Origin of the sequence: Halomicrobium mukohataei DSM 12286 (assembly GCF_000023965.1) — an archaeon.
Classification (GTDB): domain Archaea; phylum Halobacteriota; class Halobacteria; order Halobacteriales; family Haloarculaceae; genus Halomicrobium; species Halomicrobium mukohataei.
The window spans coordinates 552,168-574,521 of the sequence record NC_013202.1; the positions used below are offsets into that span (position 1 = coordinate 552,168).

Sequence of the window (22,354 nt, forward strand, 5' to 3'; positions counted from 1 at the left end):
GTGGCACGTAGGCGAGATCATGTTGCAAGGAGCGACGCCGGAGCCGGCTCCCCAGCCGTCGACGGTGGCGATTATCGACGAGTTCGTCGACGGGATCCTCGCGTCGATTCCGCGGCTGCTGTCGGGACTGCTCTTTCTCGTGCTCGCATACCTGACGATCAAGCTCGTGCTGGCGGTCGTCCGGTCGGTCGTCGATCGGCTCTACCGGGACGAGGAGCAGCTCATCGTCGACCTCGTGGTCACCGTCGTCGGGATCTTCCTGTGGTTCGGCGCGACGCTGGGGCTCCTGAAGGTCGTGGGACTCGGCGACGTGGCCGCCAGCCTGGGCACCGCCAGCGGGTTCATCGGACTGGGCGTCGCGTTCGCGCTCAAGGAGATGATCGCCGACACGGTCGCGGGGGTGTACCTCCTGCAAGACGAGGACTTCTCGGAGGGGGACCGCGTCGAGACCGCGTCGGTGACGGGCCGGCTCGTGAGTATCGATCTCCGGAAGACCCGGATCGAGACCGACGATGGGAACCTCGTGGTCGTCGCCAACCGCGACGTCGAGAAGCGCTGGACGCGCCACGCTCGGGCCGACGAGGCCGCCGAAACGGACGCCTGACTGCGGCAGTGGCGCAGGAGTTCGGTCGAGAAAGGGGGAGGGCAGACGGAGCGGCTACTCGAAGTGCGATTCGGCGTCGGCTTTCGCCCGATCGACGACGAACGCCTCGGCCTGGGTCATCGCCCGCAGCGCCTCGTCGGTGTAGTCGACCGTGATCGACGGGAGCGCGCGTGCCAGCCCGCCCAGCAGGTCGCCGGGGTCGATGTCGATGGTCAGTGCGTAGGCCTCGGGCGAGGCGTGCAGCGGCTCGGTGAAGGCAAACTGGGCGTCGATCAGGTCGGTCGTCGCCTCCCAGTCGTAGGCGGTCGCCGCGGCAGCCCACAGCGAGTCAGCGTCCGCGGCGACCAGCGGCGCGACGGCATCGCCCATGCGTCGCTGGCGAGCCAGCAGCGTCTCGCGGAGCTCGCTTTTGCGGTCCGGTGGGACGTCGGACCGAAGTGCGTCCCAGTAGAGGTCGCGGGCCAGAATCTCGTCGGCGAAGGCCTCGAAGTCGTCGTCACTGGCGGCATAGGAGAGGACCGCGTCGAACTGGTGGAGGATCGCGTCTCGGTAGGACTGCAGTTCTGGCTGGACGATCTTCCGGTCGACCGTTTCGCTGTTCGAGAGGAGGCGATCGATCACCGCCCCCTCCGGACCGGTGGCGCTGCGCAGCGCCCGCGAAATGCTGAAGGCGTCGCTGGTCTCGCTGGCCAGTCCGTTGACGTACCGCTCGAACCCGTCCCTGACGGCAGCGCGTGTCACGTCTTCTCGTGAGGGCCCGATCCCCCTATCGGTTTCGGCGGTTCGGACGTTTTAAGCACCCCCAGAGTAATACCCAGGTATGGCTGAAGGATTATCGACCGAGCGGTCGGACGCGATCGCCGACGCGGGCGAGCGAGAACTCGTCGTCGGCGGCGACCGTCCCATCCGGATCAGCACGGGCCACCGGATCATGCACCACGACGGGAAGTGCAGTCGGCCCCACGGCCACAACTACGAGGTGACGGTCCGAGTGACCGGAGCGCTCACGGCGGAGGGGTGGGTCGTCGACAAGGGCGACGTGACCGACGCCATCGACGAGTGGGACCACCGCTTCCTCGTCGAAGCGGGCGATCCCCTCGTCGACGCCTTCGAGCGCAGCGGCGACGGCGACGCGCTGGTCGTGCTCGATCACCCGCCGACGGCGGAAGTGATGGCGATCGTCCTCGAAGAGCGACTCGCGGAATCACTTCCGGACACCGTCAGCGACGTGGGAGTGACCGTCCGCGAGACGGGCGAACTCGCAGCGGGGCCGTAGATGCCCGTCGACGCCGACCCGGTCGCGGAGCGAGCGGCCGAGACGCCGCCAGAGGCCGACGCCCTACCGATCAACGAGCTGTTTCACTCGCTGCAGGGCGAGGGGAAGCTGGCGGGAGTCCCGTCGGTGTTCGTCCGGACGAGTGGCTGTAACCTCCGGTGTTGGTTCTGTGATTCCTATCACACCTCCTGGGAGCCCAGCCACGCCTGGCTGACGATCGACGAGATCGTCGCCGAGATCGAGGGCTACGACGCCGACCACGTCGTGGTGACCGGCGGCGAGCCGCTGATCCACGAGGAGACCGTCGACCTGCTGGAGCGACTCGACGAGCGAGGGTACCACACCACCGTCGAGACCAACGGGACCGTCGCCGTCGACGCGCCGATCGACCTGGCGAGTGTCAGTCCGAAGCTCGCGTCCTCGACGCCGACGCCCGAGCGGGACCCGACCGGCGAGGGCGACTGGGAGCAACGCCACGAGCAGCGCCGCCTCGACCACGAGGCGCTGGCGACGCTCGTCGAGCGCTACCCGACCCAGCTGAAGTTCGTCGTCACCGGTCCCGACGACGTGGCGGAGATCGACCGGACGGTCGAGGAGCTTCGAGAGCGAACCGAGACGACGATCGACGACGCAGACGTGCTGTTGATGCCCGAGGGGCAGACGCGTTCGGATCTCGACGAGACGCGCGGGGTCGTGGCCGACCTCGCGCTGGAACACGGCTACCGATACACGCCGCGGCTCCACGTCGACCTCTGGAACGACGCCCCGGGCACCTGAGACACATCATGACCGACGAGACAACGATGGAGGACGCGGCCGAGGCGACGAACGCCCCGGCCACAGTCCCCGACGGCGAGGGTATCGACTGGGAGAAAGCACAGGAAGGCACCCGCCTCCTGCTGGAATCGATAGGCGAGGACCCGACCGCGGACGGCCTCGAAGCCACCTGGCAGCGTCGGGTGCCCGCACTGTTCGAGACGTTCAGCGAGGCCAACCGCGAGGCCGAGAAGCCGACGATGCGGACCTTCGAAGCCGATCAGGAGGGACTGGTCGTCAAGACCGGTATCCCGGTGTATAGCCTCTGTGAGCACCACCTGCTGCCCTACCACGGGACGGCACACGTCGCCTACCGACCGGACGAGCGGGTCGTCGGCCTCTCGAAGCTGGTCCGGTACGTCCGCTGGCAGGGCCGCAAGCCCTCGATGCAGGAACGCCTGACGCGCGACATCGCCGACGGACTGGCGGCAGAACTGGACGCGGCGGCCGTGCTGGTCGAGATCGAGGCCACCCACATGTGCGAGGCCATGCGCGGCGTCGAGACCGCGACCACGACGACGACCCGCTCGGTCGTCGGATCGCCGACGACGACCGAACGCGAACGCTTCACCGACGCCGTCAAGAAACATGAGTGACGAACGATCCGCCGCCGCCGACGCACCGAGCGGCGACGACCAGTCGGCCGCAGACGGCCCGACCACCGACGCCCCCCAGACGACTGACGACCCCGATTCGGCGGACGACTCGCCGACGGCCGACAGCGCCGTGATCCTCGCCTCCGGGGGGATGGACAGCGCGACAGCGGCATACGAGGCCGTGGATCGGGGGTACGAGGCGCTGTACCTCCTGCACACGAGCTACGGCCAGGCGACCGAAGAGACCGAGCGCGCGTGTGCCCAGGCGCTCGCCGACCACGTCGACGCGGCCGACTTCCTCCACGTCGAGACCGGCCACCTCGCACAGATCGGGGCCTCCTCGCTGACCGACGAAGAGATGGCCGTAGACGACGCCGATCTGGACAGCGACGAGATCCCGACCTCATACGTCCCCTTCCGGAACGCGAACCTCCTGTCGATGGCCGTCTCCTACGCCGAGGCCAACGACTGCTCGGCGATCTTCATCGGCGCACACAGCGAGGACTTCTCGGGGTATCCCGACTGCCGCCCGCAGTTCTTCGACGCCTTCCAGCAGGTGATCGACGCCGGGACGAAACCCGAGACCGAGATCGAACTGGTCGCGCCCTTCGTCGAGTGGTCCAAGACCGACATCGCCGAGCGCGGCCTCGAACTCGGGGTGCCCTACGAGGACACCTGGAGTTGCTACCGCGAGTCCCCGCCGGCCTGTGGCACCTGTGACGCCTGCGCCTTCCGGCTCCAGGCCTTCCAGAACCTCGGCGAGCGCGACCCCGTCGAGTACGCCGAGCGCCCCGACTACACGGAGTAGGGAGCCAGAGGACCGTCGCGGGATTTTCGTTCGACAGACTGTGGACCGGCCGGTCAGTCGGGGAGCAGACGACCCTTTTCATCGTCGAGTGCCCTCGCTTCGCTCGCCCGGATGCTGTTGCGCCGCGCTTCACCAGGACTGGCTAAAGAAGAGCGTCGATTCGCGCGAACTCGACCCGATTGCGTCGCTTCAGGACTCGACGCCCGTCTCTGTGGCCAAGCCGTCGAGCAGGTACACCGCGCCGGTCTCGGTCGTCGCCAGGGGCACGTCGTGAACGTCACAGATCCGCAGGAGCGCCGAGATGTCCGGTTCGTGTGGCTGGGCGGTCTGGGGATCCCGCAGGAAGACGATGCCGTCGATCCGGCCGTCGACGACCTCGGCACCGATCTGGGTGTCGCCCCCGACCGGTCCCGACTCCTTGCGTTCGACGGTCAGGTTCGTCTCCTCGGTGATGCGCTTGCCGGTGGTGCCGGTCCCGACGAGTTCGAACGTCGAAAGCAGGTCCTCGTACTCCCGTGCCAGGTCGATGATGGCCGGCTTCTTCTCGTCGTGTGCGATGAGCGCGACGCGCGTCATAGCGAGTGGGTGGTACCCCTCGTCTATAGGTGTGATGCACGCCGCCGGGGACTACTCGACGGCCACGTCGCCGTCGCTGGTGACGGTCACGTCGTACCCCTCGACCGCGAAGGTGATCGCCTCGTCGCTGCCGTTGACGACCGCAGCCAGCTCGTCGGCGTCGACGTAGCTCCCGAGATCGTCGATCTCCGCCGCCGTCAAGTCGCTGGCCGAGCGCAGCGACTCGACGATCACGTCTTCGGCCGGCGTCGGACTGACCCACTCGTCCCCGGTGTCCCCACGAATCATGTACACTGTGCTGTCGTCCGAGTCCATACACGGTCGAACGACCCCGACACATATAATCCGGCACCAGTAGTTTCTGGCTCTGAAACAACCGGAAACAACGCCACTCCGCCGTCGGCATCGAGCGTCGTGACTGGGCGAGAGCGAAAATAGGTCGGCCGCGAACAGCGCGTGCCGACCCAGTGACCAGACTGACGAATCCGGGCAGCCGTTCTCGCAGTGTACGGGAGCCGCTGCCCTGGCATCACCTCCGAAGTGATGCAGTTGTGCGGTACACGGCACCGCGTCATAGTTCTTTCGCCGGCCGGCCGGCGTCGGAGTCACGACCGGCCACCAGAGGGACAGCTGGCAATTCCATACTGCCACCTGTCCGTCCAGGTCGAGTCGCAACGACCCGCCACGAAGGGGACAGCTGGCAGTATCAGTCGAGTTTCTCGTGCTGGTAAGAACCCTCGTAGGTCTCCTCGTGGGCGGCCTCAGCGAGGACGAACTGTGCGATCCGGGCGTCCGCTTCGAGTTCGATCTCGTGGTGGACTTCGAGCAGTCCCTCGCCGCGGCCCTCGTAGCCGGCGTCCCAGACCGCAGTGTGGAGCATACAGGAGTTGCGCATCAGCGACGACCGCGGGTAGACGAAGCCGACGTGGCCTTCGGGAACGGCGACCCGTTCACCGTACTCGGCGACGTACGCGCCCGGTTCGAGCCGATAAACGCCGTCGTCGGGATCGATCTCCGTCCGGTCACCGACGTGCTTGTCGCCGCGTTCGATGCGACCCGGCTCGACCTGTTCGGACACCGCCGCGAGCGTCAGGTCGACGCCGTTGGGCTGGACCTGTTCTGGTCGCAGGTCACCCAGCGCCTCGGCGACGAAACGTCCGCTCTTGTACATGCCCCATCGGTCGGTAACCAGCGTGATGAGCCTTCCGAGACCGGCACGTCGAACCGGGGGACGCGAGGCGGATCCGGATGAACAATGGTTCGGATTTCCCGAGCAGTATCGAACGATCGGCAAAGATCGTCGGCGAGAGTCACGAGAAACTGAGCAGATCCGGAAGCAGACCGGCACAAAAGGCCACAATTCGGCAGACACCGCTCGAAAACTCGCGGGAATACGCGGGATTTATACGCGCGCGCCGTCGACTCACGGACGTTATGGGACAGACGCTCACGGAGAAAATCCTCGACGATCACCTCGTCGAAGGCGAACTCACGCCCGGCGAGGAGATCGGGATCGAGATCGATCAGGTGCTGACACAGGACACGACTGGAACGCTCGTGTGGCTCCAGTTCGAAGCGCTGGGACTCGAAGAGGTCCAGACGGAACTGGCCGCACAGTACTGTGACCACCAGACCTACCAGTTCGACTTCAAGAACACGGACGACCACCGCTTCCTGCGCTCGGCCGCTGGGACCTTCGGTGCCCACTTCTCCCGGCCCGGCAACGGTATCTGTCACAACGTCCACAAGGAGAACTTCGCCGCGCCCGGCAAGACGATGCTCGGCTCGGACTCCCACACGCCGACCCCCGGCGGACTGGGCGAGCTCGCGATCGGCTCGGGCGGCCTCGACGTGGCCGTCGCCATGGGTGGCGGTGCCTACTACATCGACATGCCCGAGGTCGTCAACGTCCGCCTGGAAGGCGAGCTGCCCGAGTGGGCGACCGCCAAGGACGTCATCCTCGAACTGCTCCGCCGGCTCTCGGTCAAGGGCGGCGTCGGCAAGGTGCTCGAATACACCGGCCCCGGCGTCGAGAGCCTGACCGTCCCCGAGCGGACGACCATCACCAACATGGGGACCGAGCTCGGCGCGACCACCTCGATCTTCCCGACCGACGAGAACACGGAGGACTACCTCTCGCGCCTCGGTCGCGACGAGGAGTACGTCGAGCTCCAGCCCGACGACGACGCCGAGTACGCCGACGAGATCGTCGTCGACCTCTCGGACCTCGAACCGCTCATCGCACAGCCGTCCATGCCCGACAACGTCGTCCCGGTCGAAGAGGTCGAGGGCGTCGACGTCGAGCAGGTCATGATCGGCTCCTGTACGAACGGTGCCTACGAGGACATTCTGCCCTCGGCGAAGATGCTGGAAGGTCGCAACGTCGACAAGAAGACCGAGATGATCGTCGCGCCCGGCTCCAAGCAGGCCTCCGAGATGCTGGCCCGTGAGGGCTGGACCGCGGAGATGATGGCCGCTGGCGTCAACTTCTCGGAAGCGACGTGTGGTGCCTGTATCGGCATCGGTCACGTCCCGGCTTCGGACTCGGTCTCGCTGCGGACCTTCAACCGCAACTTCGAGGGTCGCTCCGGTATCGAGGACGACTCCGTCTACCTCTGTTCGCCCGAGGTCGCCACCGCGGCGGCACTCAAAGGCGAAATCGTCGACCCGCGCAACCTCGCCGACGAACTCGGCGATCTGGACGCGCCGGGCATCGAACTGCCCGACGAGTACATCGGCAACTCCGAGTCGGACCTCATCGCGCCCGACGAGGCCGTCGACGACGAGCTCATCAAGGGCCCGAACATCGGCGACGTGCCCCTGAAGGACCCGCTCGGGCCGGACATCGAGGGTGAGGCGCTCCTCAAGATGGAGGACAACATCACCACCGACCACATCATCCCGGCGACGGCGGACATCCTCAAGTTCCGCTCGAACATCGACAAGCTCTCTGACTTCACGCTCTCGCGTGTCGACGACACCTTCGCACAGCGCGCGAAGGACAACGACGGCGGCGTCCTCGTCGCAGGCGAGAACTACGGGCAGGGCTCCTCGCGCGAACACGCGGCCCTCTGTCCGATGTATCTCGGCATCGACGCCGTCCTCGCACAGAGCTTCGCCCGCATCCACAAGGCGAACCTCTTCAACTTCGGGATCGTTCCCCTGGAGATCGACGCGGACACCTACGAGCAGATCGAGCAGGGCGACGACATCGAGATCGTCACCGACGTGGCCGACGCCATCCAGTCCGGCGAAACGGAGTTCACCATCCGTGTCAACGACGACTGGGAAGCAAGCGCCACGCTGGACGCCTCCGATCGCGAGCGACGGTTCCTCGCCTCCGGTGGCAAGCTCACCCACACGAAACAGCAGTACGAGGACGACAGCGGCGCTGCGCCCGCGGACGATTAGAGCGAGGGTCTGACCGCAGGGAAGACCCTCGATTAAGCGAACGCAGAGCGAAGCGATGCGTGAGCAGTGAGACGCCGAGCGCGGCGAGGGGTCTCCGACAAAGCCAAGCGGTGTACCGCCGCGGCGAGCGCGACGGCACTCACACTTCGTTTTTCTTTTGGGAGCGCGACCAGGCGCGGGGTTGGCCAGGAGCCCGAATCTTGATACGTGCGGCCTCGACAGTCGGTGTATGGGCACGTTCCGTAGCGTCACCGAAGACGAGCGGGCGACACACCAGCGGATCAAAGATCACGTCTGGGGCGAGGGCGGCGTCCCCGATCCGGACGAGACGGTGCCGCGGGCGCTGGGCGAGCGGTGGGCCTACGTCGAAGACGGGCGGTTCCGCTCGATCTGTGCGCTGCTGGAGATCGACGTGCGTCTCGCGGGGGAATGGCGCACCATCGGCGGGATCAGGGGATTCGTCACGCCGCCGGAGCACCGCGGGCAGGGATACGGACGGCGGCTCCTGCGTGGGGCCGTCGCGGAGTTCGCCGACCGCGGACTGTCCTACGCGGTCCTGTGGCCCGCGTCGATCGACTACTACCGGGAGCGCGGGTGGGGACTGGTCCACACCGAGACGGCCTACGCCTTCCCACCGGAGGCGATGGCAGATCCCGGCCCAGCGGGACGCTTCGAGCGCGTCGGCCCGGACGACTTCGGACGCCTCGAAGCGGTGTGGGAGACCGAAGCCAGCGACTACGAGCTGGCGCTCCGACGGACCGGGCAGTGGTGGCGAGAGCGGGTGCTCGACGATGCATGGGCCTACACCTGGACGCCGGACGGGGACGACGAGCCCGCGGGCTACGTCGTCTACAGGCTCAACCGCGACGCCGAGACGCTGACCGTCGAGGAGCTGGCCGTCCGGAGCGAGCGGGCGCGCCGACAGCTGCTTGGCTTCCTCGAACGCCACGCTCCACAGGCCGACCGCGTGGAGTGGACGTGTCCGCGGGAACGGCGGCTGCTCAGAGAGGCGGCCGATCCCGACGCCGTCGAGGCGTCGGTCGAGCCGGGGGCGAGCGGATACGTCGTCGACGTACCGGCGGCGATCGAGACGCTCCCCGCCGAGCGAGGGCCGGCGAAGGCGGTGACGATCGAGGTGACCGATCCACTCGCGCCCCGCAACGACGGGCAGTTTCGAGTCGAGCCGGACATGACGTGCCGGCCGCTCGAAACCGGAGCGACCATCGACGATCCCGGTCTCGTGGTCGACGCCGCCGTCCTGGCGCAGTTGTACGTCGGAACGCTGTCGATCGAGACGGCGGCGGCCCGCGAGATCGTGACTGCGACCGACGACGCCGTGGCTGCGCTGAGCGAGACGTTCGGAGCGCGGGACGTGTACGTGAGCGATTTCTTCTAGTGGTGTCGGTGGGTACCGGTTCGAGAGAGACGCGACTCGGTGGTCGCGAGAGGGGTCACAGAGAGCGAGTCGCCAAAACGAAAGTGGGGTGGGATGGTTGGGGGGATGTGGGGGTAGCACCCAGTTGGGTGCGTATACTCTTGCGTCCTTGATAGTTAAGAGCTTTTTGGCACGATGTGAGACGTACACGCCGGTCGCAGGAGCGAACATGTCGTGTCTCGGTGATCCCAAGAATAGAGGGTGTATCGATCACCGGGAACCCCGGAGGCCGCCATCCATTAGTGAGCCCGCGACGTAGAGAGAGGCAGTGACGACCGTTCCCGACAGCGATACGGAGCCGCCGACGGTCCGTCCCGCGACGCGGTCGGACCTGCTGGCGGTCCATCGGATCGAGTCGGCCTCGTTCCCACAGCCCTGGCCGTTCTCCGCGTTCGAGAGCTACGTCGGCGAACCCGGCTTCCTGGTCGCCGTCGACGAGCGCGACGACGACCCCGAACTGCTGGGTTACGTCGTCGCCGACACCGTCCCCAACCACGGGACGCCGCTTGGCCACGTCAAGGACCTCGCGGTCGAGGAAGCGTACCGCGGACAGGGGATCGGTCGACGACTGCTCCGGCGTGCCATCGACGTGCTCGAAGACGCCGGAACGGGCTCGGTCAAGCTCGAAGTCCGGGTCACCAACACGGCCGCGCGCTCGCTGTACCGGTCGTTTGGCTTCGAACACCGCCGGACGATCCCCAACTACTACGGCAACGGCGAGGACGCACTGGTGATGATCCGGGCGCTTGACGACGGGTGATCGACAGTTTATACCCGTCTCGGGCACGCTGTCCCCGTATGGGCTATGCCTGCCCCGTCTGCGAGGAGCCACAGGCCGACGCCGGCCACCTGGCGAACCACCTCGCGTTCACGGCGCTGACCGGCGGCGACGACCACGAGGACTGGCTCGACGAACACGTTCCCGAGTGGGGCGAGTTCGGCGAGGACGAACTCGCCGCCGAGGTGATCGAACTGGCCGACGAGACGGAGTTTCCCTTCGAGGCCGACGGCCACGACCACCAGCACGAGCACGATCACGGCCACGAGGTCGACCCCCAGCAGGCCCGTCAGCGCGCCACCGGCGAGCTGGACGACGAGGCCGAGTCGATCCTGCGCGAGGCCCGCGAGATGACCGAGTCGATGCACGACGAGGACGACACGAGCGACGCAGACGAAACCGAGTAGTCCCCGCCAGACCAAGCGGGGGTATGCACACCGAGGGGACGTTTTTACCGGAGACCGCCCGAGAGGCACGCGAGCGCTACGAGGCGCTGGGCTCGACGGCACAGGTCGTCGTCAAGGCCGTCGCCAAGTCGATGGCGTTCGACAGCGAAGAGTACGACGAGCGGGTGACCAGCGACGTCGTCGAGACGGCCCGCGAAGCCATGTTCGGCGAGGAGCTGGCGGTCCGTGTCGGTACCGCGGCGGAGTTCGAGGAGTGGCGCGAGACGGCCGACCACGAGGTCGAGGTCTTCGGTGCCGACAACGTCGACGCCGTCGCCTGGCACGCCCCGCCGTTCGCCGAGACCGCCGTCGCGGCGACGTTCCAGGAGGAGGAAGCGGCCGCCGTCGCGACGCTGCGCCGACAGGCCGTCGCTCGGATCTACCAGGACGTGGTCTGATGCGAACAGTCACCCGGAACCTCCTGCTCGGCATCGGGGTCGTCCTGGTCCTCTTGCTCGCGCTGGGGGCAGCGCCGTCGCTGCTTCGCAGCGGCGACCCCTACTACGTGAGTGCGACGCCGGTCGGCGAGGTCGACGCCAACGAGACGAACGTCACGAGCGGCCCGAACGCGACGGCCGTCGGCGGCGACGCGCTCTCGGAGCGGACCCACCCGTTCACGACGACGGCAATCGCCGACGCGGGCGCGAATCAGACCGGCTACTCCGAGCCCTACTGGCGCGGTCCGGTCGGGATCAAGGGCGCGTTCACGCACTCGCCGTTCGACGAACTGGCGGCGCTACGGCAGCGCAACCCACGGGCGGCCGACGGCGAGTCGGTGCGACTGGCACACAACGGGACGCTTTATCGTATCGGCGTCACACAGGATCGAGCATGAGCCCGGATTCGAACCCCGACCCGAGCCGCCAGCCGAGCCACGAGTGGCCGATCGTCGACTCCGAGACCGAGTACGAGACCGGCTGGTACACCGGCGGCTACGATCGCGTCCAACAGCCGGACGGGAGCGAGAAGTCCTACTACTGGGCGGAGCTGCCCGACGCCGTCGTGGTGGTCGCTCGCAGCGGCGACGAACTGATCCTAGTCGACCAGTACCGGCCGACGATCCGCGAGCAGTGTCTCGAGCTGCCGGCGGGCATCGTCGAGGACGGCGAGTCCTACACCGAGGCGGGCCGGCGCGAACTCCGCGAGGAGACCGGTTTCGATGCCGCCGGCATCTCCCTGCTGGAGGAGTTCTGGTGTTCGACCGGCGTCCTCAGACACCGGCGAGGGATCGTCTTCGCCGAGGGGCTGGAACCGGTCGAGTCGGATCTCGACGACAACGAGTTCCTCACAGTCACGACCGTCCCGATCGCGGACGCGCTGGACGTGGCCCGCCGCGAACCGGCCAACGACGCCACGATCGAGGGGGTCCTGCTCGCGCGAGCGGAGGGGCTGTTGTGAGCCGACGGCATCCCTGGAACCGGCCCGATCCCGAGTGGCCGGTCCACGAAAGCGTCGTCGTCTGGGAGACACCGTTCTTCGAGGCCGGCTACGACACCATCGAGCGGCCCAACGGCGACCTCGCGGACTACTACTGGCTGGAGCCGGCCGACGCCGTCATCGTCGTCGCGCCGACGGCCGAGGACGAGCTCGTCTTCGTCGAGCAGTACCGTCCGCGGTTCCGGATGCGGTCGCTGGGACTCCCGGCCGGCGGGATCGACGACGGCGAAGAACCCATCGAGGCCGCCCACCGCGAACTCCGCGAAGAGACCGGCTACCGCGCCGAGGAACTCAGCTACGTCGACTCGTACGTCCCGTCGGGGTGGACCCGCTACGTCCGGCACGTCTTTTTCGCGACGGGACTGGTGGCGGGTGAGCCCGACCCGGACGAGGGCGAAGTCATCGAGACCCTGACGGTCCCCGTCGACGAGGCCGTCGACGTGTTGCGGTCACGGGAGGGGCCGGTCAACGGCTTCGCGCTCACGCCGATCCTGCTCGCTCGCGAGGACGGACTGCTGTAGTCGTCGGCCACGCGCCCTCCCAGAACAGCCGTACAGTTCGAGTACCGACCGTGAGGCGTAAGGGAGCCCAGCACCCAGCGTTCGGTAATGGACGGGGAAATCGGGCACGAGGAACTGGAAACGATACTGGAAAACGGTGCCGACGCGCGCGTCGTGGACATCCGTTCGCCCGGCGCGTACGAGCGGGGACACATCCCCGGCAGCGAGAACGTCCCGCTCCAGCAACTGGTCGACGACATCGAGCAGTTCGACGGCGCGGAGCGGGTCGTGACGGTCTGCCCGCACGGGAAATCGAGCGTCCAGGCCGCGCGGCTGATCGCCTCCTACGAGGGGTTCTCGGGCCGCGCCGAGAGCTTCGGCCCCGGGCTGGCGTCCTGGGACGGGCCGATCGAGAGCGGACGCGGCGAGGGGGAGGCGGACGAGGACGCGGGAGCGCCCGCCGACGAGGGACCAGACGCGCCGTTCTAGGGCGGCCAGTCAACGGCCGACTTATGTGTTCTGCCCGTCCTACGGTAGGCAATGACTGTTCGACACGACGGGCTCGCCGTCGAGTGGCTCGGCTACGCCACGATCCGGCTCGCGGGCGAGGAGACGGTCGTCTACTTCGATCCGGGGCGGTACGGCGTCCTCACCGGCGAGTGGGAGCCCGACGAGGCGGGACTGAACCACCCGCCGGGACGCGACTACCGGCCGGAAGACGGAGACGTGATCTGTGTGAGTCACGTCCACCACTACGACCCCGACGGCATCGAGCGGGTGGCGAGCGCGGACGCGACCGTCGTCGCCTTCGAGGGGATCGACGGGCAGGATCGAGAGCGCGGGCTCGCGCCGATCACCGAACTGCCCTACGAACTGCGGACGGTCGACGCGACGACGAACCTCACGGTCGACGGCGTCTCCGTCTGGTCGACGCCGGCCCACAACGAGCCGGACGGCCCCCACACGCGCCCGGACGGGACCCCCTACCACCCGGAGGGATTCGGCTGTGGATTCCTCGTCGACGTGGAGGGGACGCGGGCGTTCTGGCCGGGGGACACCGACGTGTTGCCGGGCCATCGCTCGGTCGACGTGTCGCTGTTCTGTCCGCCGATCGGCCAGCGGTTCACGATGGACCGCCGCGAGGCCGCGCGGCTGGCCGCGACCATCGAGCCGAACCTCGTCATGCCGGTCCACTACAACACGTTCTCGACGCTGGCGACGGACTCGCGGGCCTTCGCCGCCGACGTGGCCGCCGCTGGCGTCCCGGTCGTACTCGACGAGCAGTGACGGGTCGTCGCGAGTCGAGAGTGGTGGCTCTGGTGAAAGCTCTCGTCAGAAAGGGCTCAGAGGGGGTAACGTTTCGTCATTGCCACCACCAGCCCGTAGCCGGCCACGGGTGAAAAACGCGTTTATCCGGGACGGCCGAGAGCGAACACCGAAACGATCACCCGATCGACCACCGTAGCGCCCGTATGGACAGATCTGCCGAGTCGTTCGCCGAGGCGCTCGCGTCGGGCGACAGCGACAGCGTGAACGAAGCGATCGACGAGATCGAAGCGGTCGAGTCGGCTCTCCGCGTCGAACAGTACGGGGCGCTGTTCGATGCGTGTCACCCGGTCTACGAGAGCGACGACGGCTACGTCCGCCAATCCGTCGTGCGGTTTCTGCGCGACGCCTACCCGATGCTGGAGCTGACGATCGCCGCAAGCGAGCGAGAGCGCGTCGACGGCTACACGATCGGCGATCTGCGCGAGAACAGGACGCGCCTCGTCGAGTTCCTGCTCGACGCACTCGGAGACGACGACGGACGGGTCCGGAGAGCCGCCGTCGACGGCTTCGACACGCTCGGTGTCGCGATCGATCTGGCAGAGATCGACGCCGAGAAGCGGGTGCTACTCGACGAACTCGACGACCTCGCCGACGATCTCCCCGAGGAGAAAGCCAAACACGCCGAAGAAGCGAGGCAGTCGGTGGCGCGAATGGGATTGGTCGGCAGTCTCGTCGGCGACCTCGATCTCGATGTCCCGCGATGACGAGCGCGACGGCCACGTGAACGGGGAAACTCGCGTCCGGCCTCGATGAGCGGCCGAGGCGCTCACTCCTCGGGCGGTGCCAGCGAGACGAACTCCAGTCCCTTCTGGGCCAGGAGTTCGCGGGCGCGGTCGGTGACCGACGGGGCGACGAGGAGTCCCCGGATCTCGGCCTCGTCGTGGAGGTCGCGCCCGAGCGCCTGGACGTACCGGTCGAGCTGTCCGACCGCGTCTGGCCCGACGCGCCGTCGTTTCAGCTCCACGACGACGGTCCGCCCGTCCGCGTCTTCGCCGTAGATGTCGATCGCACCGGCGGGCGTCGACCGCTCCGTCGCGAGCGGGGTAAACGCGGGTTCGAGGAGGTCGGGATCGTCGAGGATGCGCTCGCGCAGATCCTCTTCGGTACCGGTCAGCGACAGGTCGGTGGCGTCGGTCACGTCGAAGACGCCGACGTGAGACAGCGACTCGAAGGCGATCGAGAGCAGTTCGTCGGGCGAGGATCGCTCGCTCTCGACGACGAACTCGCCGTCGACCACGCGGACCGCGTGCTCACAGCCCGGCGGCTGCCAGTTGACCGGCTGCTGGCCCTCGTCGGTGTGGACCAGCGCCGCCCCGTCGGGTTTGAGCATGACGTGGCGATCGCCGGGACCCAGCGTACTCGTCGCGCGTCCGTCGTAGTCGACCCGGCAGCGGCCAAACAGCGTCACCAGCGCTCCCGCGTCGATCCCCCGCTCGACGAGGTCTCCGGCCGCGTCAAAGTCCGGGTCAGACAGCGTCTCGGTCGCGTCCCCGTGGGTCGTCACGCTCGGCCGTAGTCAGTCGGGTCGTAAAAAGGACGCGTCGTCGATCGGGTACAGCGGTGCCAGTCGCGCGAGCGTCTGCCAGAGCGCACGGCGGGCACGCTCCGGAGACAGTGCCCCGTCGTCGACGCGCTCGCCGAGTCGATCCTTGGCGGTGACCAGCGTCCGACGGAGCCGTTCCTCGTCGGCCGTCGGGCCGGCGACGGCGAGGGGCTCACCGCCGTCGAGACCGAGCGGACAGACGAGGTAGGTGCTGGTCTCGTCGGCGGGTCCGACGACGACGAGCGACTCGATCGTCGGGTCGACGGCTGCCAACACGTCGGCGGGGTCCAGCCGCCGGGCCAGCGGTCGCGGATCGACGCGTGTTCCGACGGCGTCGTCCCGGCTCGAAGCGAGATCGAACTGGTGGGCGATCCGGTCGGGAACGGGCGGGGGCCGCGAGCGGTCCCGTCGGCCACCGAACGGCGTCTCGGGCGTGATCGCAGCGGCCAGCCCCGTCCCCCGGTGTGCGTAGTGGAGACGGTAGCCGTCGCCGTCCCGGTAGGCGACCAGTGCGCGGTGTGCCATGGCGTCGCTGGGCGCGTGTTCGGTGATAAACCCGCGCCGCCGATCGTGACACTGAATGGCACAATCCTCAAGTGCGTACCCGTCGTAGTCGCACGTATGCTGGGGACCGAGTGGGTGTACGCCGCGATCGCGGGCTTGCTCTTCGCGCACCTCCTGACACTGCTGTATGCCTACCGGTCGAACCGGTCCGAGCCGGCCGCCGACAGCGTCTCCGACGCCGCGGCGGTCGAGGTGGCCGATCGAGCCGACCGGAGCGTCTGTCGGTGCCCGGAGTGTGGCACCGAGAACGACCGTGCGTACCGCTTCTGTCGGCAGTGTGTCTCCGAGCTACCGAGTGCGCGGCTCCACGTCGAGCACCCCAGCGAGCAACAACAGCCCTACTGATCGCTGTCCCGAACGTGGCGCTCGAACCGGACCCGAACTGCGGCCGCGTCAACAGACCGGGCGCGGGTCGAGACCCATGGCGTCGAGACGCCGGGCGTAGTCCTCGTACGCGACGGCGATCGTCTCGGCAGCCGCCCGCTGGGCGCGATCCGGTTGGGCTCCGAGTTCGACCACCAGCGCCGCCCCGTCGTCGGCGTCCTCGCCGTAGGACGACCGGACGGTGCGACACGCGTCGGCCGTGGCGTCGTCGCCCTCGTTGACGAAGAAGTTGATCGCCTGGAGGGCCGTCCGATCACCGACGAGACCGGTCGCGACCAGCGCACCCGCCCGCTCGGCGTCGGCCCCGAGCCCTCGCAGGTGCTCGACGACCGGCCACGCCGTCTCCGTCGGCGACTCGTCGAGTTCGGCCGAGAGAGTCCCGTGTCGCGTTGCCGCGCGCTCGCTGGCCCGTTCGAAGGCGTCGGCCGCCGGGCCGTCTGTCTCGCCGGCCCACGCGTCGAAGACCGCTCGGCGACCCGCCTCGCGTCCGGACAGCGTCGCGCGGACGGCGGCGGGTTCGAGAGTCGCGTCCGTCGCCGCGAGCAGTACCTTCTCCGAACCGAGCCGGTCGAGTTTGGTCGCGCTGTCCGCACGGACCCGCTCGACGAACGTGTCGGCGTCCATACCGGAACGACGCGTCGACACACCTTAACGTCCGGGCCCGATCGTGACACCGCTTATGGCTCCCGGGGCCGTACGGACGGCTATGTCCGAGTCCTATCCCGACCCGCCGGTCGAGCCGGCGACGATCACCCCGGAGACGCTGGCCGGACGGCTGGCCGACGGTGAGAGGGTTCGGTTGCTCGACGTGCGCGACCGCGACGAGTACGAGCGATGGCACATCGCCGGGCCGTCGGTGACGGCGACACAGCACTCGTTCGCAAAGGCCCTGCAGGCACAGGTCCGAGGGTCGGTCGACGAGCTGGCCGCACAGGTCGCGGGCGAGGGGCCGATCACGGTCGTCTGTGCCCGGGGGGAGGCGAGTGCCTACGTCGCCGGACTGCTGACGGAGGCCGGCGTCGACGCGCACAACCTCGCGGGCGGGATGGACGGCTGGGCCCGCGTGTACGAGGCACACGAACTCGACGCGGACGAGGCGACGATCGTCCAGTACCAGCGACCGGCCTCGGGCTGTCTGGGCTATCAGATCGTCGCGGACGGCGTGGCGGCCGTCGTCGATCCGCTGCGCGCGTTCGCAGATCGGTACGCCGCGGACGCGACGCGATTAGACGCGACGATCGAGTACGTGATCGACACTCACGTCCACGCCGACCACGTCAGCGGCCTGCGGTCGGTCGCGGCGGCGACTGGCGGCGAGGCGCTGGTGCCGGCGCGGGCTCACGAGCGCGGCGTCGTCGGGACCGTCGGGACGCTGGCCGACGGCGAGACGCGCAGCCTGGGGGAGACGACGCTCCGGGCGGTCGCGCTGCCGGGTCACACGACGGGGATGACCGGCGTCGCGGTCGGCGACGTGCTGCTGACCGGCGACAGCCTCTTTCTGGAGAGCGTCGCCCGCCCGGACCTCGAAGCGAGCGACGACGCGGCGGCGTTCGCCCGAGAACTGTACGCGACGCTGACCGAACGGCTGGACGCGTTCGACGACGAGACCCTGATCGCGCCGGGCCACGTCGGCGAGCGAACGGTGCGAAACGACGACGGCAGCTACGCGGCGACGCTGGGCCAGCTCCGAGAACGGCTGTGGGCCTTCGCGGTCGACGAGGCGACGTTCGTCGAGCGCGTCACGGAGAACGTCCCGCCGCGCCCGGCCAACGCCGAGGCGATCGTCGCAGCCAACCTCGGCCGACGGACGCCGAGCGACGACGACGCCTTCGAGTGGGAACTGGGACCGAACAACTGCGCCGCGACGGCGGAGTGATACGGATTATTGTAGCGATTTACCGGTGATCGTCGCCACGGAGTAGACGATCACCGGTAAGCAACTACAATAAACCGTATGAGACGGGTCGTCGCCGGTCCGCACCGGGTCGATCCCACGGCGATGTGCGGTCGCCCGGGAGAACGCTGACGATAGCCGTATAGTAGGGGCTACAGCGAGAAGCGACGCCGGATCACGTCGACGAGTGACTCCTCGTCGGTGGGTTCGTGCTCGCCGACGACGCCGGACTGGGGCGAGAAGACCGTCCGCTCGCCGTCCCGTGTCACCTCGATGAGCGCGTCCGCCTTCAGTTCGGCGAGGGCGTCCTCCAGGTGGTCGATGTCGGCGTCGACCCGCGACCGGAGTTCGAAGACGGTCATCCCGTCCTCGGGGCGATCTCCGAGGGCATCCAGCACTGCGACCTGCGTGTCGGGACGGTCGCGGTACTCCGGTTTCGCTCTCATACCGGGAGATAGTCGTGGAACCCCCTTGTGTTTGTCCCCGAGCGAGAGAGACCGGCGGTCGGCTCGCGGTCGTCCCAAGCAGTAGGCTTATCACTCGGAGCGGGCCATGTCGTGACAATGAGTCTCAAATGCTCCGTGCTTGGGCACGCGTACGGAGAAACGACTGTCGAGCGCGACCGCGAAGAGCAGGGTAGCGAAGTCGTCATCACGATCCGAGAGGTCGAAACCTGCGAGCGGTGTGGCACCGAGCGCGTCGTCTCCGAGAACAAGGAGGTCACGGCGATCGAAACACCCGACGACACCGAGACGGCAGCGTCGGAGGGCGAAGCGGCGACGACGGACGCCGAAAGCGAGTCCGAGTCCGACACTGCCCGAGAGGAGCCGTCGGACGAGGAGGACGACGTGGAGGACGACGACACCGAGGACGTTCCGGCGGCGGGCGAGGAGCTGTCGGCCTCGGAGATCGTCGGCGGCGAGGAGACGCCGTCGACACCCGAGGCCGAGGCCGAGCCCGATACCGGCGCGGAGATCATCGACGCCGAATCCGACGAGCCGGTGTCCGAAGAGGCCGTCGACGAGGAACTGGCCGACCCCACGGTCGACCCCGAGATCGACGAGCAGGACGGCGACGAGCAACTGGGCGGCGGAGCCCCCGCCGTCGATACCGAGGAGATCGACGCGGACGACCCCGACGCCGACGACGCCATGATCATCGACGAGGACGACGACGATCCCGTCGAGCAGGGGGACCGCCAGCCCGGCGAGTGGCCCGAAGAGCCCGACACGGGCGACGACGAGTGGCAGCCCGATACGATCGGGACGATCGACGAGGACGACGAAGAGCAGGCCACGGAGACGACGACGCTGACGGTCCCCGACGGCCAGTTCCGCTGTCCGGAGTGTGACTTTACGACGCTGGTCGAGTCCTCGTCGCTGCGGCGTGGCGACTTCTGTCCGGAGTGTCACCGCGGCACACTCGTCCACGAGCCAGAAGACGAAACGCGAAAAGAGTAAGGCAGGGCCAGCACAAATCGACTTCTATGCGAGAGTACAAGATGCGACGCGGCGAGCACCTCGAAGATCGGGTTCCCGACATGGAGGCGTTCGTCGAGGACTACTTCGGCGAGATCACCGACACACAAGAGCGCAAGGGGAGCGACCTGCTGGTCGTCGACGACCCCGACAATCCGGTCTTCGAGCGCGTCGTCGCCGGCACCGTCGAGTACAGCGGCAAGAAGGACAAGCTCGCGCTCCACATCGACGAGCGCGACGCCGAGGACGTCATCGCCGAGGGCAACGCCGACGCGGCACAGGAGGCCGTCACGGCCAAGAACGACTTTCTCGAAGAGGCGACCGGCCGCGACGCCAAGGCCCGCCGAGACTCGATGAAGCGCTCCGTCGAAGACGACGCCGACAAGCCCGACAGCGTCTGAGGATCTTCTCAGCTCGTCGCACTCTATCGATCGCGGGCAGCCGCGCCCGCGGCGTTCAGATGAGAAACAGAGATGAGAGTGATTACGCCGCCCGTCAGGTTCAAGTAGACCCGTGACAAAGCGTACCATACGCCACGCCTGGAGGCGGTCGAGAAGTATCCGGGTCACAGCGCACGGTGCGCGTGCGTGGCCGACTGGCGCGGGTAGGGCCAGTCCGCCACGGCCCTGTCATAGTTTGGGGCGTCCCCGTCGATCGACGGGGGCGCTCTTTCTCGTCGCTCCCGAGCCCCTGCCGTGGCCTCCGAGCAGATCACTCGGTGAGCCCGTACCCCCGTTTGAACAGCGCGAGGTCGACGGCGAGGACGGCGACGGCGGCCCCGGTGAGCACGAGCAGCGAGGTCGTGGGCTCGATCTCGGTGACGCCGATCATACCGTACCGGACGCCGTTGACCATGTACACCATCGGGTTGAACAGCGAGACGGTCCGCCACAGCGGCGGGAGCACCTCCAGCGAGTAAAACACCGCGCCGAAGAACACGAGCGGCCGGAGGATGAACTGGTTCATCACCGTCAGGTAGTCGAAGTCGCTGGCCCACAGCCCGCCGATCACGCCGAGTCCGCCAAACAGCGTGGTGATGACCAGGACGAACGCGATCAGGTACAGCGGGTGAGCCACCGAGACCGACGTAAAGACCAGCCCGACGCCGACGATCAACAGCGAGGTGACGATCCCGCGCAGTGCGCTGGCCGAGACGTAGGCGGCGACGACGCTGCGATGGGACATCGGCGAGGTCGTGACGGCCTGGATGTACTCGTTCCAGCGGCCGTGGAAGATCGTGAACGACGCGTTCTCGAAGCTGTCCGAGATCGCGCCGAGGACGACCAGGCCCGGCAGGACGAACTGGATGTAGCTGACGCCCGCGATCTCGCCGATCCGGCTGCCGAGGATGACCCCGAAGACGGCGAAGTACAGCGCGTTCGTGATGATCGGCGGCAGGAAAGTGTTGTACGGCCGCCTGACGAAGCGAAGCACCTCCCGACGCACGAGCGTCAGGAGTTGCGTGGCGGTTCGGTTCACGCGTCGACCTCCATCTCGACCTCGGTGTCGCCGCCGTGGTCCGCCCGCGTCATGTCGACGAACACCTCTTCGAGGGAGGCCCGCCGTACGTCCAGCGACGTGACGGTGTGGCCCGCCGCTTCCAGTTCACGCATGATCGCCGGGGCGAGAGAGCTCCCGCCGGCCGCAGAGACGAGCAGCGTCTCGTCCTCCATGCGGGCGTCTCGCGCGCCCTCGACCGAGAGAGTGGGGGCGGTCGCGGGCGGCGATTCGAGGCCGATCTCGACCGTGTCGGTGCCCCGTTCCATCAGCTCGTCGGGGGTCGCGACCTCGACCTTCCGGCCGTCGTCGACGATCGCCACCCGGTCACAGAGGCGCTCTGCCTCCTCGATGTAGTGGGTCGTCAGCAGGATCGTCGTCCCGCCGTCGTTCATGCGGTTGATGATCTCCCAGAGGTCGTGGCGCAGCTGTACGTCGACGCCCGCCGTCGGCTCGTCGAGGATCAGCAGGTCGGGGTTCGACACCAGCGCGCGGGCGAGCATGAACCGTCGTTTCATCCCGCCGGAGAGCCAGTCGAAACGAGTGTCGCGTTTGTCCCAGATGCCGACGGTCTTCAGGGCGTCCTCGGCCCGCTCCTCGGCCTCGGCCTCGGGGACGCCGTGGTAGCCCGCCTTGTGCTCTAAGACCTCGTGGATGGGGAAAAAGCGGTCGACGTTGTACTCCTGGGGCGCGAGCCCGATGGCGTCGCGCGCCTCGCGGTAGTCGTCCTCGACGTCGTGGCCGAAGACCGTCGCCTCGCCGCCGTCGGCGTCGACCAGTCCGACGAGCGTGTTGATGAACGTCGTCTTCCCGGCACCGTTGGGCCCGAGCAAGCCGAAGAACTCCCCGGACTCGACCGTCAGCGAGAGTCCGGCAAGCGCCTGCACGTCACCGTAGCGTTTCGTCAACTCGCGGGTGCGAATTGCGGGTGCAGTCATTACCGTTTCCAGTCGTTCGAGGCGGTTAAGGGGCGTGAAACGCT

Annotated in this window: 30 protein-coding genes; 20 read left to right on the forward strand and 10 right to left on the reverse strand. The window is 67.9% G+C overall.

Annotated features, from left to right (window positions below; translation table 11 throughout):
* The first annotated feature begins 19 nt into the window (after positions 1 to 19).
* A complete protein-coding gene (locus tag HMUK_RS02770; RefSeq protein WP_015761568.1) occupies positions 20 to 604 on the forward strand; it encodes a mechanosensitive ion channel family protein in 585 nt (194 codons plus the stop codon).
* A gap of 54 nt (positions 605 to 658) precedes the next feature.
* On the opposite strand, the gene HMUK_RS02775 is transcribed toward HMUK_RS02770, so the two are convergent.
* Positions 659 to 1,345, reverse strand: coding sequence for a hypothetical protein (locus HMUK_RS02775; protein WP_015761569.1), 687 nt, complete (start codon positions 1,343 to 1,345; stop codon positions 659 to 661).
* A 79-nt stretch (positions 1,346 to 1,424) separates the two neighbouring features.
* Here HMUK_RS02775 and HMUK_RS02780 point away from each other — a divergent pair, with 79 nt between their 5' ends.
* Genes HMUK_RS02780 through queC form a run of 4 tightly spaced genes read left to right on the forward strand, consistent with a single transcriptional unit; the run spans position 1,425 to position 4,100 of the window.
* Positions 1,425 to 1,880, forward strand: coding sequence for a 6-pyruvoyl trahydropterin synthase family protein (locus HMUK_RS02780; protein WP_015761570.1), 456 nt, complete (start codon positions 1,425 to 1,427; stop codon positions 1,878 to 1,880).
* A complete protein-coding gene (locus tag HMUK_RS02785; RefSeq protein ID WP_015761571.1) occupies positions 1,881 to 2,657 on the forward strand; it encodes a 7-carboxy-7-deazaguanine synthase QueE in 777 nt (258 codons plus the stop codon).
* Positions 2,658 to 2,665: 8 nt separating this feature from the next.
* Positions 2,666 to 3,292, forward strand: a complete 627-nt coding sequence (gene folE / locus HMUK_RS02790; protein WP_015761572.1) for a GTP cyclohydrolase I — start codon at positions 2,666 to 2,668, stop codon at positions 3,290 to 3,292.
* Positions 3,285 to 4,100 carry a 7-cyano-7-deazaguanine synthase QueC gene (gene queC, locus HMUK_RS02795; protein WP_015761573.1) on the forward strand — a complete coding sequence of 272 codons (816 nt, stop codon included), beginning with the start codon at positions 3,285 to 3,287 and terminating at the stop codon, positions 4,098 to 4,100. Before folE ends, queC begins: the two co-directional genes overlap by 8 nt.
* Positions 4,101 to 4,289: 189 nt before the next feature.
* Here the strand turns inward: queC and HMUK_RS02800 are convergent, their stop codons facing one another.
* From HMUK_RS02800 to HMUK_RS02810, 3 genes are all read right to left on the reverse strand, one after another.
* Entirely contained in the window at positions 4,290 to 4,676 is a 387-nt protein-coding gene (locus HMUK_RS02800) for a methylglyoxal synthase (RefSeq protein WP_015761574.1), read from the reverse strand.
* A gap of 51 nt (positions 4,677 to 4,727) precedes the next feature.
* Positions 4,728 to 4,991: a HalOD1 output domain-containing protein gene (locus HMUK_RS02805; protein WP_015761575.1), complete on the reverse strand. Its 264-nt coding sequence runs from the start codon at positions 4,989 to 4,991 to the stop codon at positions 4,728 to 4,730.
* 391 nt (positions 4,992 to 5,382) lie between these two features.
* Positions 5,383 to 5,847, reverse strand: a complete 465-nt coding sequence (locus tag HMUK_RS02810) for a deoxyuridine 5'-triphosphate nucleotidohydrolase (protein WP_015761576.1) — start codon at positions 5,845 to 5,847, stop codon at positions 5,383 to 5,385.
* A 263-nt stretch (positions 5,848 to 6,110) separates the two neighbouring features.
* Between HMUK_RS02810 and HMUK_RS02815 the strand changes: the two genes are divergently transcribed.
* The 11 genes from HMUK_RS02815 to HMUK_RS02865 all read left to right on the forward strand — a co-directional run bounded on the left by HMUK_RS02815 (position 6,111) and on the right by HMUK_RS02865 (position 14,716).
* Positions 6,111 to 8,087: an aconitate hydratase gene (locus HMUK_RS02815; protein WP_015761577.1), complete on the forward strand. Its 1,977-nt coding sequence runs from the start codon at positions 6,111 to 6,113 to the stop codon at positions 8,085 to 8,087.
* 229 nt (positions 8,088 to 8,316) lie between these two features.
* Positions 8,317 to 9,483, forward strand: coding sequence for a GNAT family N-acetyltransferase (locus tag HMUK_RS02820; protein ID WP_015761578.1), 1,167 nt, complete (start codon positions 8,317 to 8,319; stop codon positions 9,481 to 9,483).
* A gap of 307 nt (positions 9,484 to 9,790) precedes the next feature.
* Positions 9,791 to 10,282 (forward strand): ribosomal protein S18-alanine N-acetyltransferase, encoded by a 492-nt coding sequence (gene rimI / locus HMUK_RS02825; protein WP_015761579.1) that lies wholly within the window; start codon positions 9,791 to 9,793, stop codon positions 10,280 to 10,282.
* A gap of 38 nt (positions 10,283 to 10,320) precedes the next feature.
* Positions 10,321 to 10,707: a DUF5810 domain-containing protein gene (locus tag HMUK_RS02830; protein ID WP_015761580.1), complete on the forward strand. Its 387-nt coding sequence runs from the start codon at positions 10,321 to 10,323 to the stop codon at positions 10,705 to 10,707.
* 23 nt (positions 10,708 to 10,730) lie between these two features.
* Entirely contained in the window at positions 10,731 to 11,144 is a 414-nt protein-coding gene (locus HMUK_RS02835) for a DUF5809 family protein (RefSeq protein WP_015761581.1), read from the forward strand.
* Complete coding sequence (locus HMUK_RS02840; protein WP_015761582.1) at positions 11,144 to 11,581, forward strand: hypothetical protein; 438 nt, start codon at positions 11,144 to 11,146, stop codon at positions 11,579 to 11,581. The genes HMUK_RS02835 and HMUK_RS02840 overlap by 1 nt, the downstream gene beginning before the upstream one ends.
* The gene (locus HMUK_RS02845) at positions 11,578 to 12,144 is read left to right on the forward strand and encodes an NUDIX hydrolase (protein ID WP_015761583.1); all 567 of its coding nucleotides are present in this window, start codon (positions 11,578 to 11,580) and stop codon (positions 12,142 to 12,144) included. The genes HMUK_RS02840 and HMUK_RS02845 overlap by 4 nt, the downstream gene beginning before the upstream one ends.
* Positions 12,141 to 12,704, forward strand: a complete 564-nt coding sequence (locus tag HMUK_RS02850) for an NUDIX hydrolase (protein ID WP_015761584.1) — start codon at positions 12,141 to 12,143, stop codon at positions 12,702 to 12,704. Before HMUK_RS02845 ends, HMUK_RS02850 begins: the two co-directional genes overlap by 4 nt.
* Positions 12,705 to 12,791: 87 nt before the next feature.
* Positions 12,792 to 13,172, forward strand: a complete 381-nt coding sequence (locus HMUK_RS02855) for a rhodanese-like domain-containing protein (RefSeq protein WP_015761585.1) — start codon at positions 12,792 to 12,794, stop codon at positions 13,170 to 13,172.
* A 51-nt stretch (positions 13,173 to 13,223) separates the two neighbouring features.
* Positions 13,224 to 13,970: an MBL fold metallo-hydrolase gene (locus HMUK_RS02860; protein WP_015761586.1), complete on the forward strand. Its 747-nt coding sequence runs from the start codon at positions 13,224 to 13,226 to the stop codon at positions 13,968 to 13,970.
* Positions 13,971 to 14,155: 185 nt separating this feature from the next.
* Entirely contained in the window at positions 14,156 to 14,716 is a 561-nt protein-coding gene (locus tag HMUK_RS02865) for a hypothetical protein (protein ID WP_015761587.1), read from the forward strand.
* A gap of 62 nt (positions 14,717 to 14,778) precedes the next feature.
* Here HMUK_RS02865 and nucS read toward each other — a convergent pair whose 3' ends face one another.
* On the reverse strand, positions 14,779 to 15,516 hold the full coding sequence (nucS, locus tag HMUK_RS02870; protein WP_015761588.1) for an endonuclease NucS: 738 nt from the start codon (positions 15,514 to 15,516) through the stop codon (positions 14,779 to 14,781).
* A 12-nt stretch (positions 15,517 to 15,528) separates the two neighbouring features.
* Entirely contained in the window at positions 15,529 to 16,080 is a 552-nt protein-coding gene (locus HMUK_RS02875) for a DUF6735 family protein (protein WP_015761589.1), read from the reverse strand.
* A 96-nt stretch (positions 16,081 to 16,176) separates the two neighbouring features.
* Between HMUK_RS02875 and HMUK_RS02880 the strand changes: the two genes are divergently transcribed.
* Positions 16,177 to 16,464, forward strand: a complete 288-nt coding sequence (locus HMUK_RS02880) for a DUF7577 domain-containing protein (protein ID WP_015761590.1) — start codon at positions 16,177 to 16,179, stop codon at positions 16,462 to 16,464.
* A 48-nt stretch (positions 16,465 to 16,512) separates the two neighbouring features.
* Here HMUK_RS02880 and HMUK_RS02885 read toward each other — a convergent pair whose 3' ends face one another.
* Positions 16,513 to 17,127 carry a hypothetical protein gene (locus HMUK_RS02885; RefSeq protein ID WP_015761591.1) on the reverse strand — a complete coding sequence of 205 codons (615 nt, stop codon included), beginning with the start codon at positions 17,125 to 17,127 and terminating at the stop codon, positions 16,513 to 16,515.
* Between the two features lie 82 nt (positions 17,128 to 17,209).
* On the opposite strand from HMUK_RS02885, the gene HMUK_RS02890 reads away from it, so the two are divergent.
* Complete coding sequence (locus HMUK_RS02890) at positions 17,210 to 18,379, forward strand: MBL fold metallo-hydrolase (protein WP_015761592.1); 1,170 nt, start codon at positions 17,210 to 17,212, stop codon at positions 18,377 to 18,379.
* Between the two features lie 170 nt (positions 18,380 to 18,549).
* On the opposite strand, the gene HMUK_RS02895 is transcribed toward HMUK_RS02890, so the two are convergent.
* A complete protein-coding gene (locus HMUK_RS02895) occupies positions 18,550 to 18,843 on the reverse strand; it encodes a DUF6432 family protein (protein WP_015761593.1) in 294 nt (97 codons plus the stop codon).
* Positions 18,844 to 18,960: 117 nt separating this feature from the next.
* On the opposite strand from HMUK_RS02895, the gene HMUK_RS02900 reads away from it, so the two are divergent.
* Both HMUK_RS02900 and HMUK_RS02905 read left to right on the forward strand, forming a co-directional pair.
* Positions 18,961 to 19,857 (forward strand): DUF7093 family protein, encoded by an 897-nt coding sequence (locus HMUK_RS02900; protein WP_015761594.1) that lies wholly within the window; start codon positions 18,961 to 18,963, stop codon positions 19,855 to 19,857.
* A 26-nt stretch (positions 19,858 to 19,883) separates the two neighbouring features.
* Positions 19,884 to 20,276 (forward strand): DUF5611 family protein, encoded by a 393-nt coding sequence (locus HMUK_RS02905; protein ID WP_018256747.1) that lies wholly within the window; start codon positions 19,884 to 19,886, stop codon positions 20,274 to 20,276.
* A gap of 310 nt (positions 20,277 to 20,586) precedes the next feature.
* Here the strand turns inward: HMUK_RS02905 and HMUK_RS02910 are convergent, their stop codons facing one another.
* Both HMUK_RS02910 and HMUK_RS02915 read right to left on the reverse strand, forming a co-directional pair.
* Positions 20,587 to 21,354, reverse strand: a complete 768-nt coding sequence (locus HMUK_RS02910; protein ID WP_015761596.1) for an ABC transporter permease — start codon at positions 21,352 to 21,354, stop codon at positions 20,587 to 20,589.
* Positions 21,351 to 22,310, reverse strand: coding sequence for an ABC transporter ATP-binding protein (locus tag HMUK_RS02915; protein ID WP_015761597.1), 960 nt, complete (start codon positions 22,308 to 22,310; stop codon positions 21,351 to 21,353). The genes HMUK_RS02910 and HMUK_RS02915 overlap by 4 nt, the downstream gene beginning before the upstream one ends.
* Positions 22,311 to 22,354: the final 44 nt, after the last annotated feature.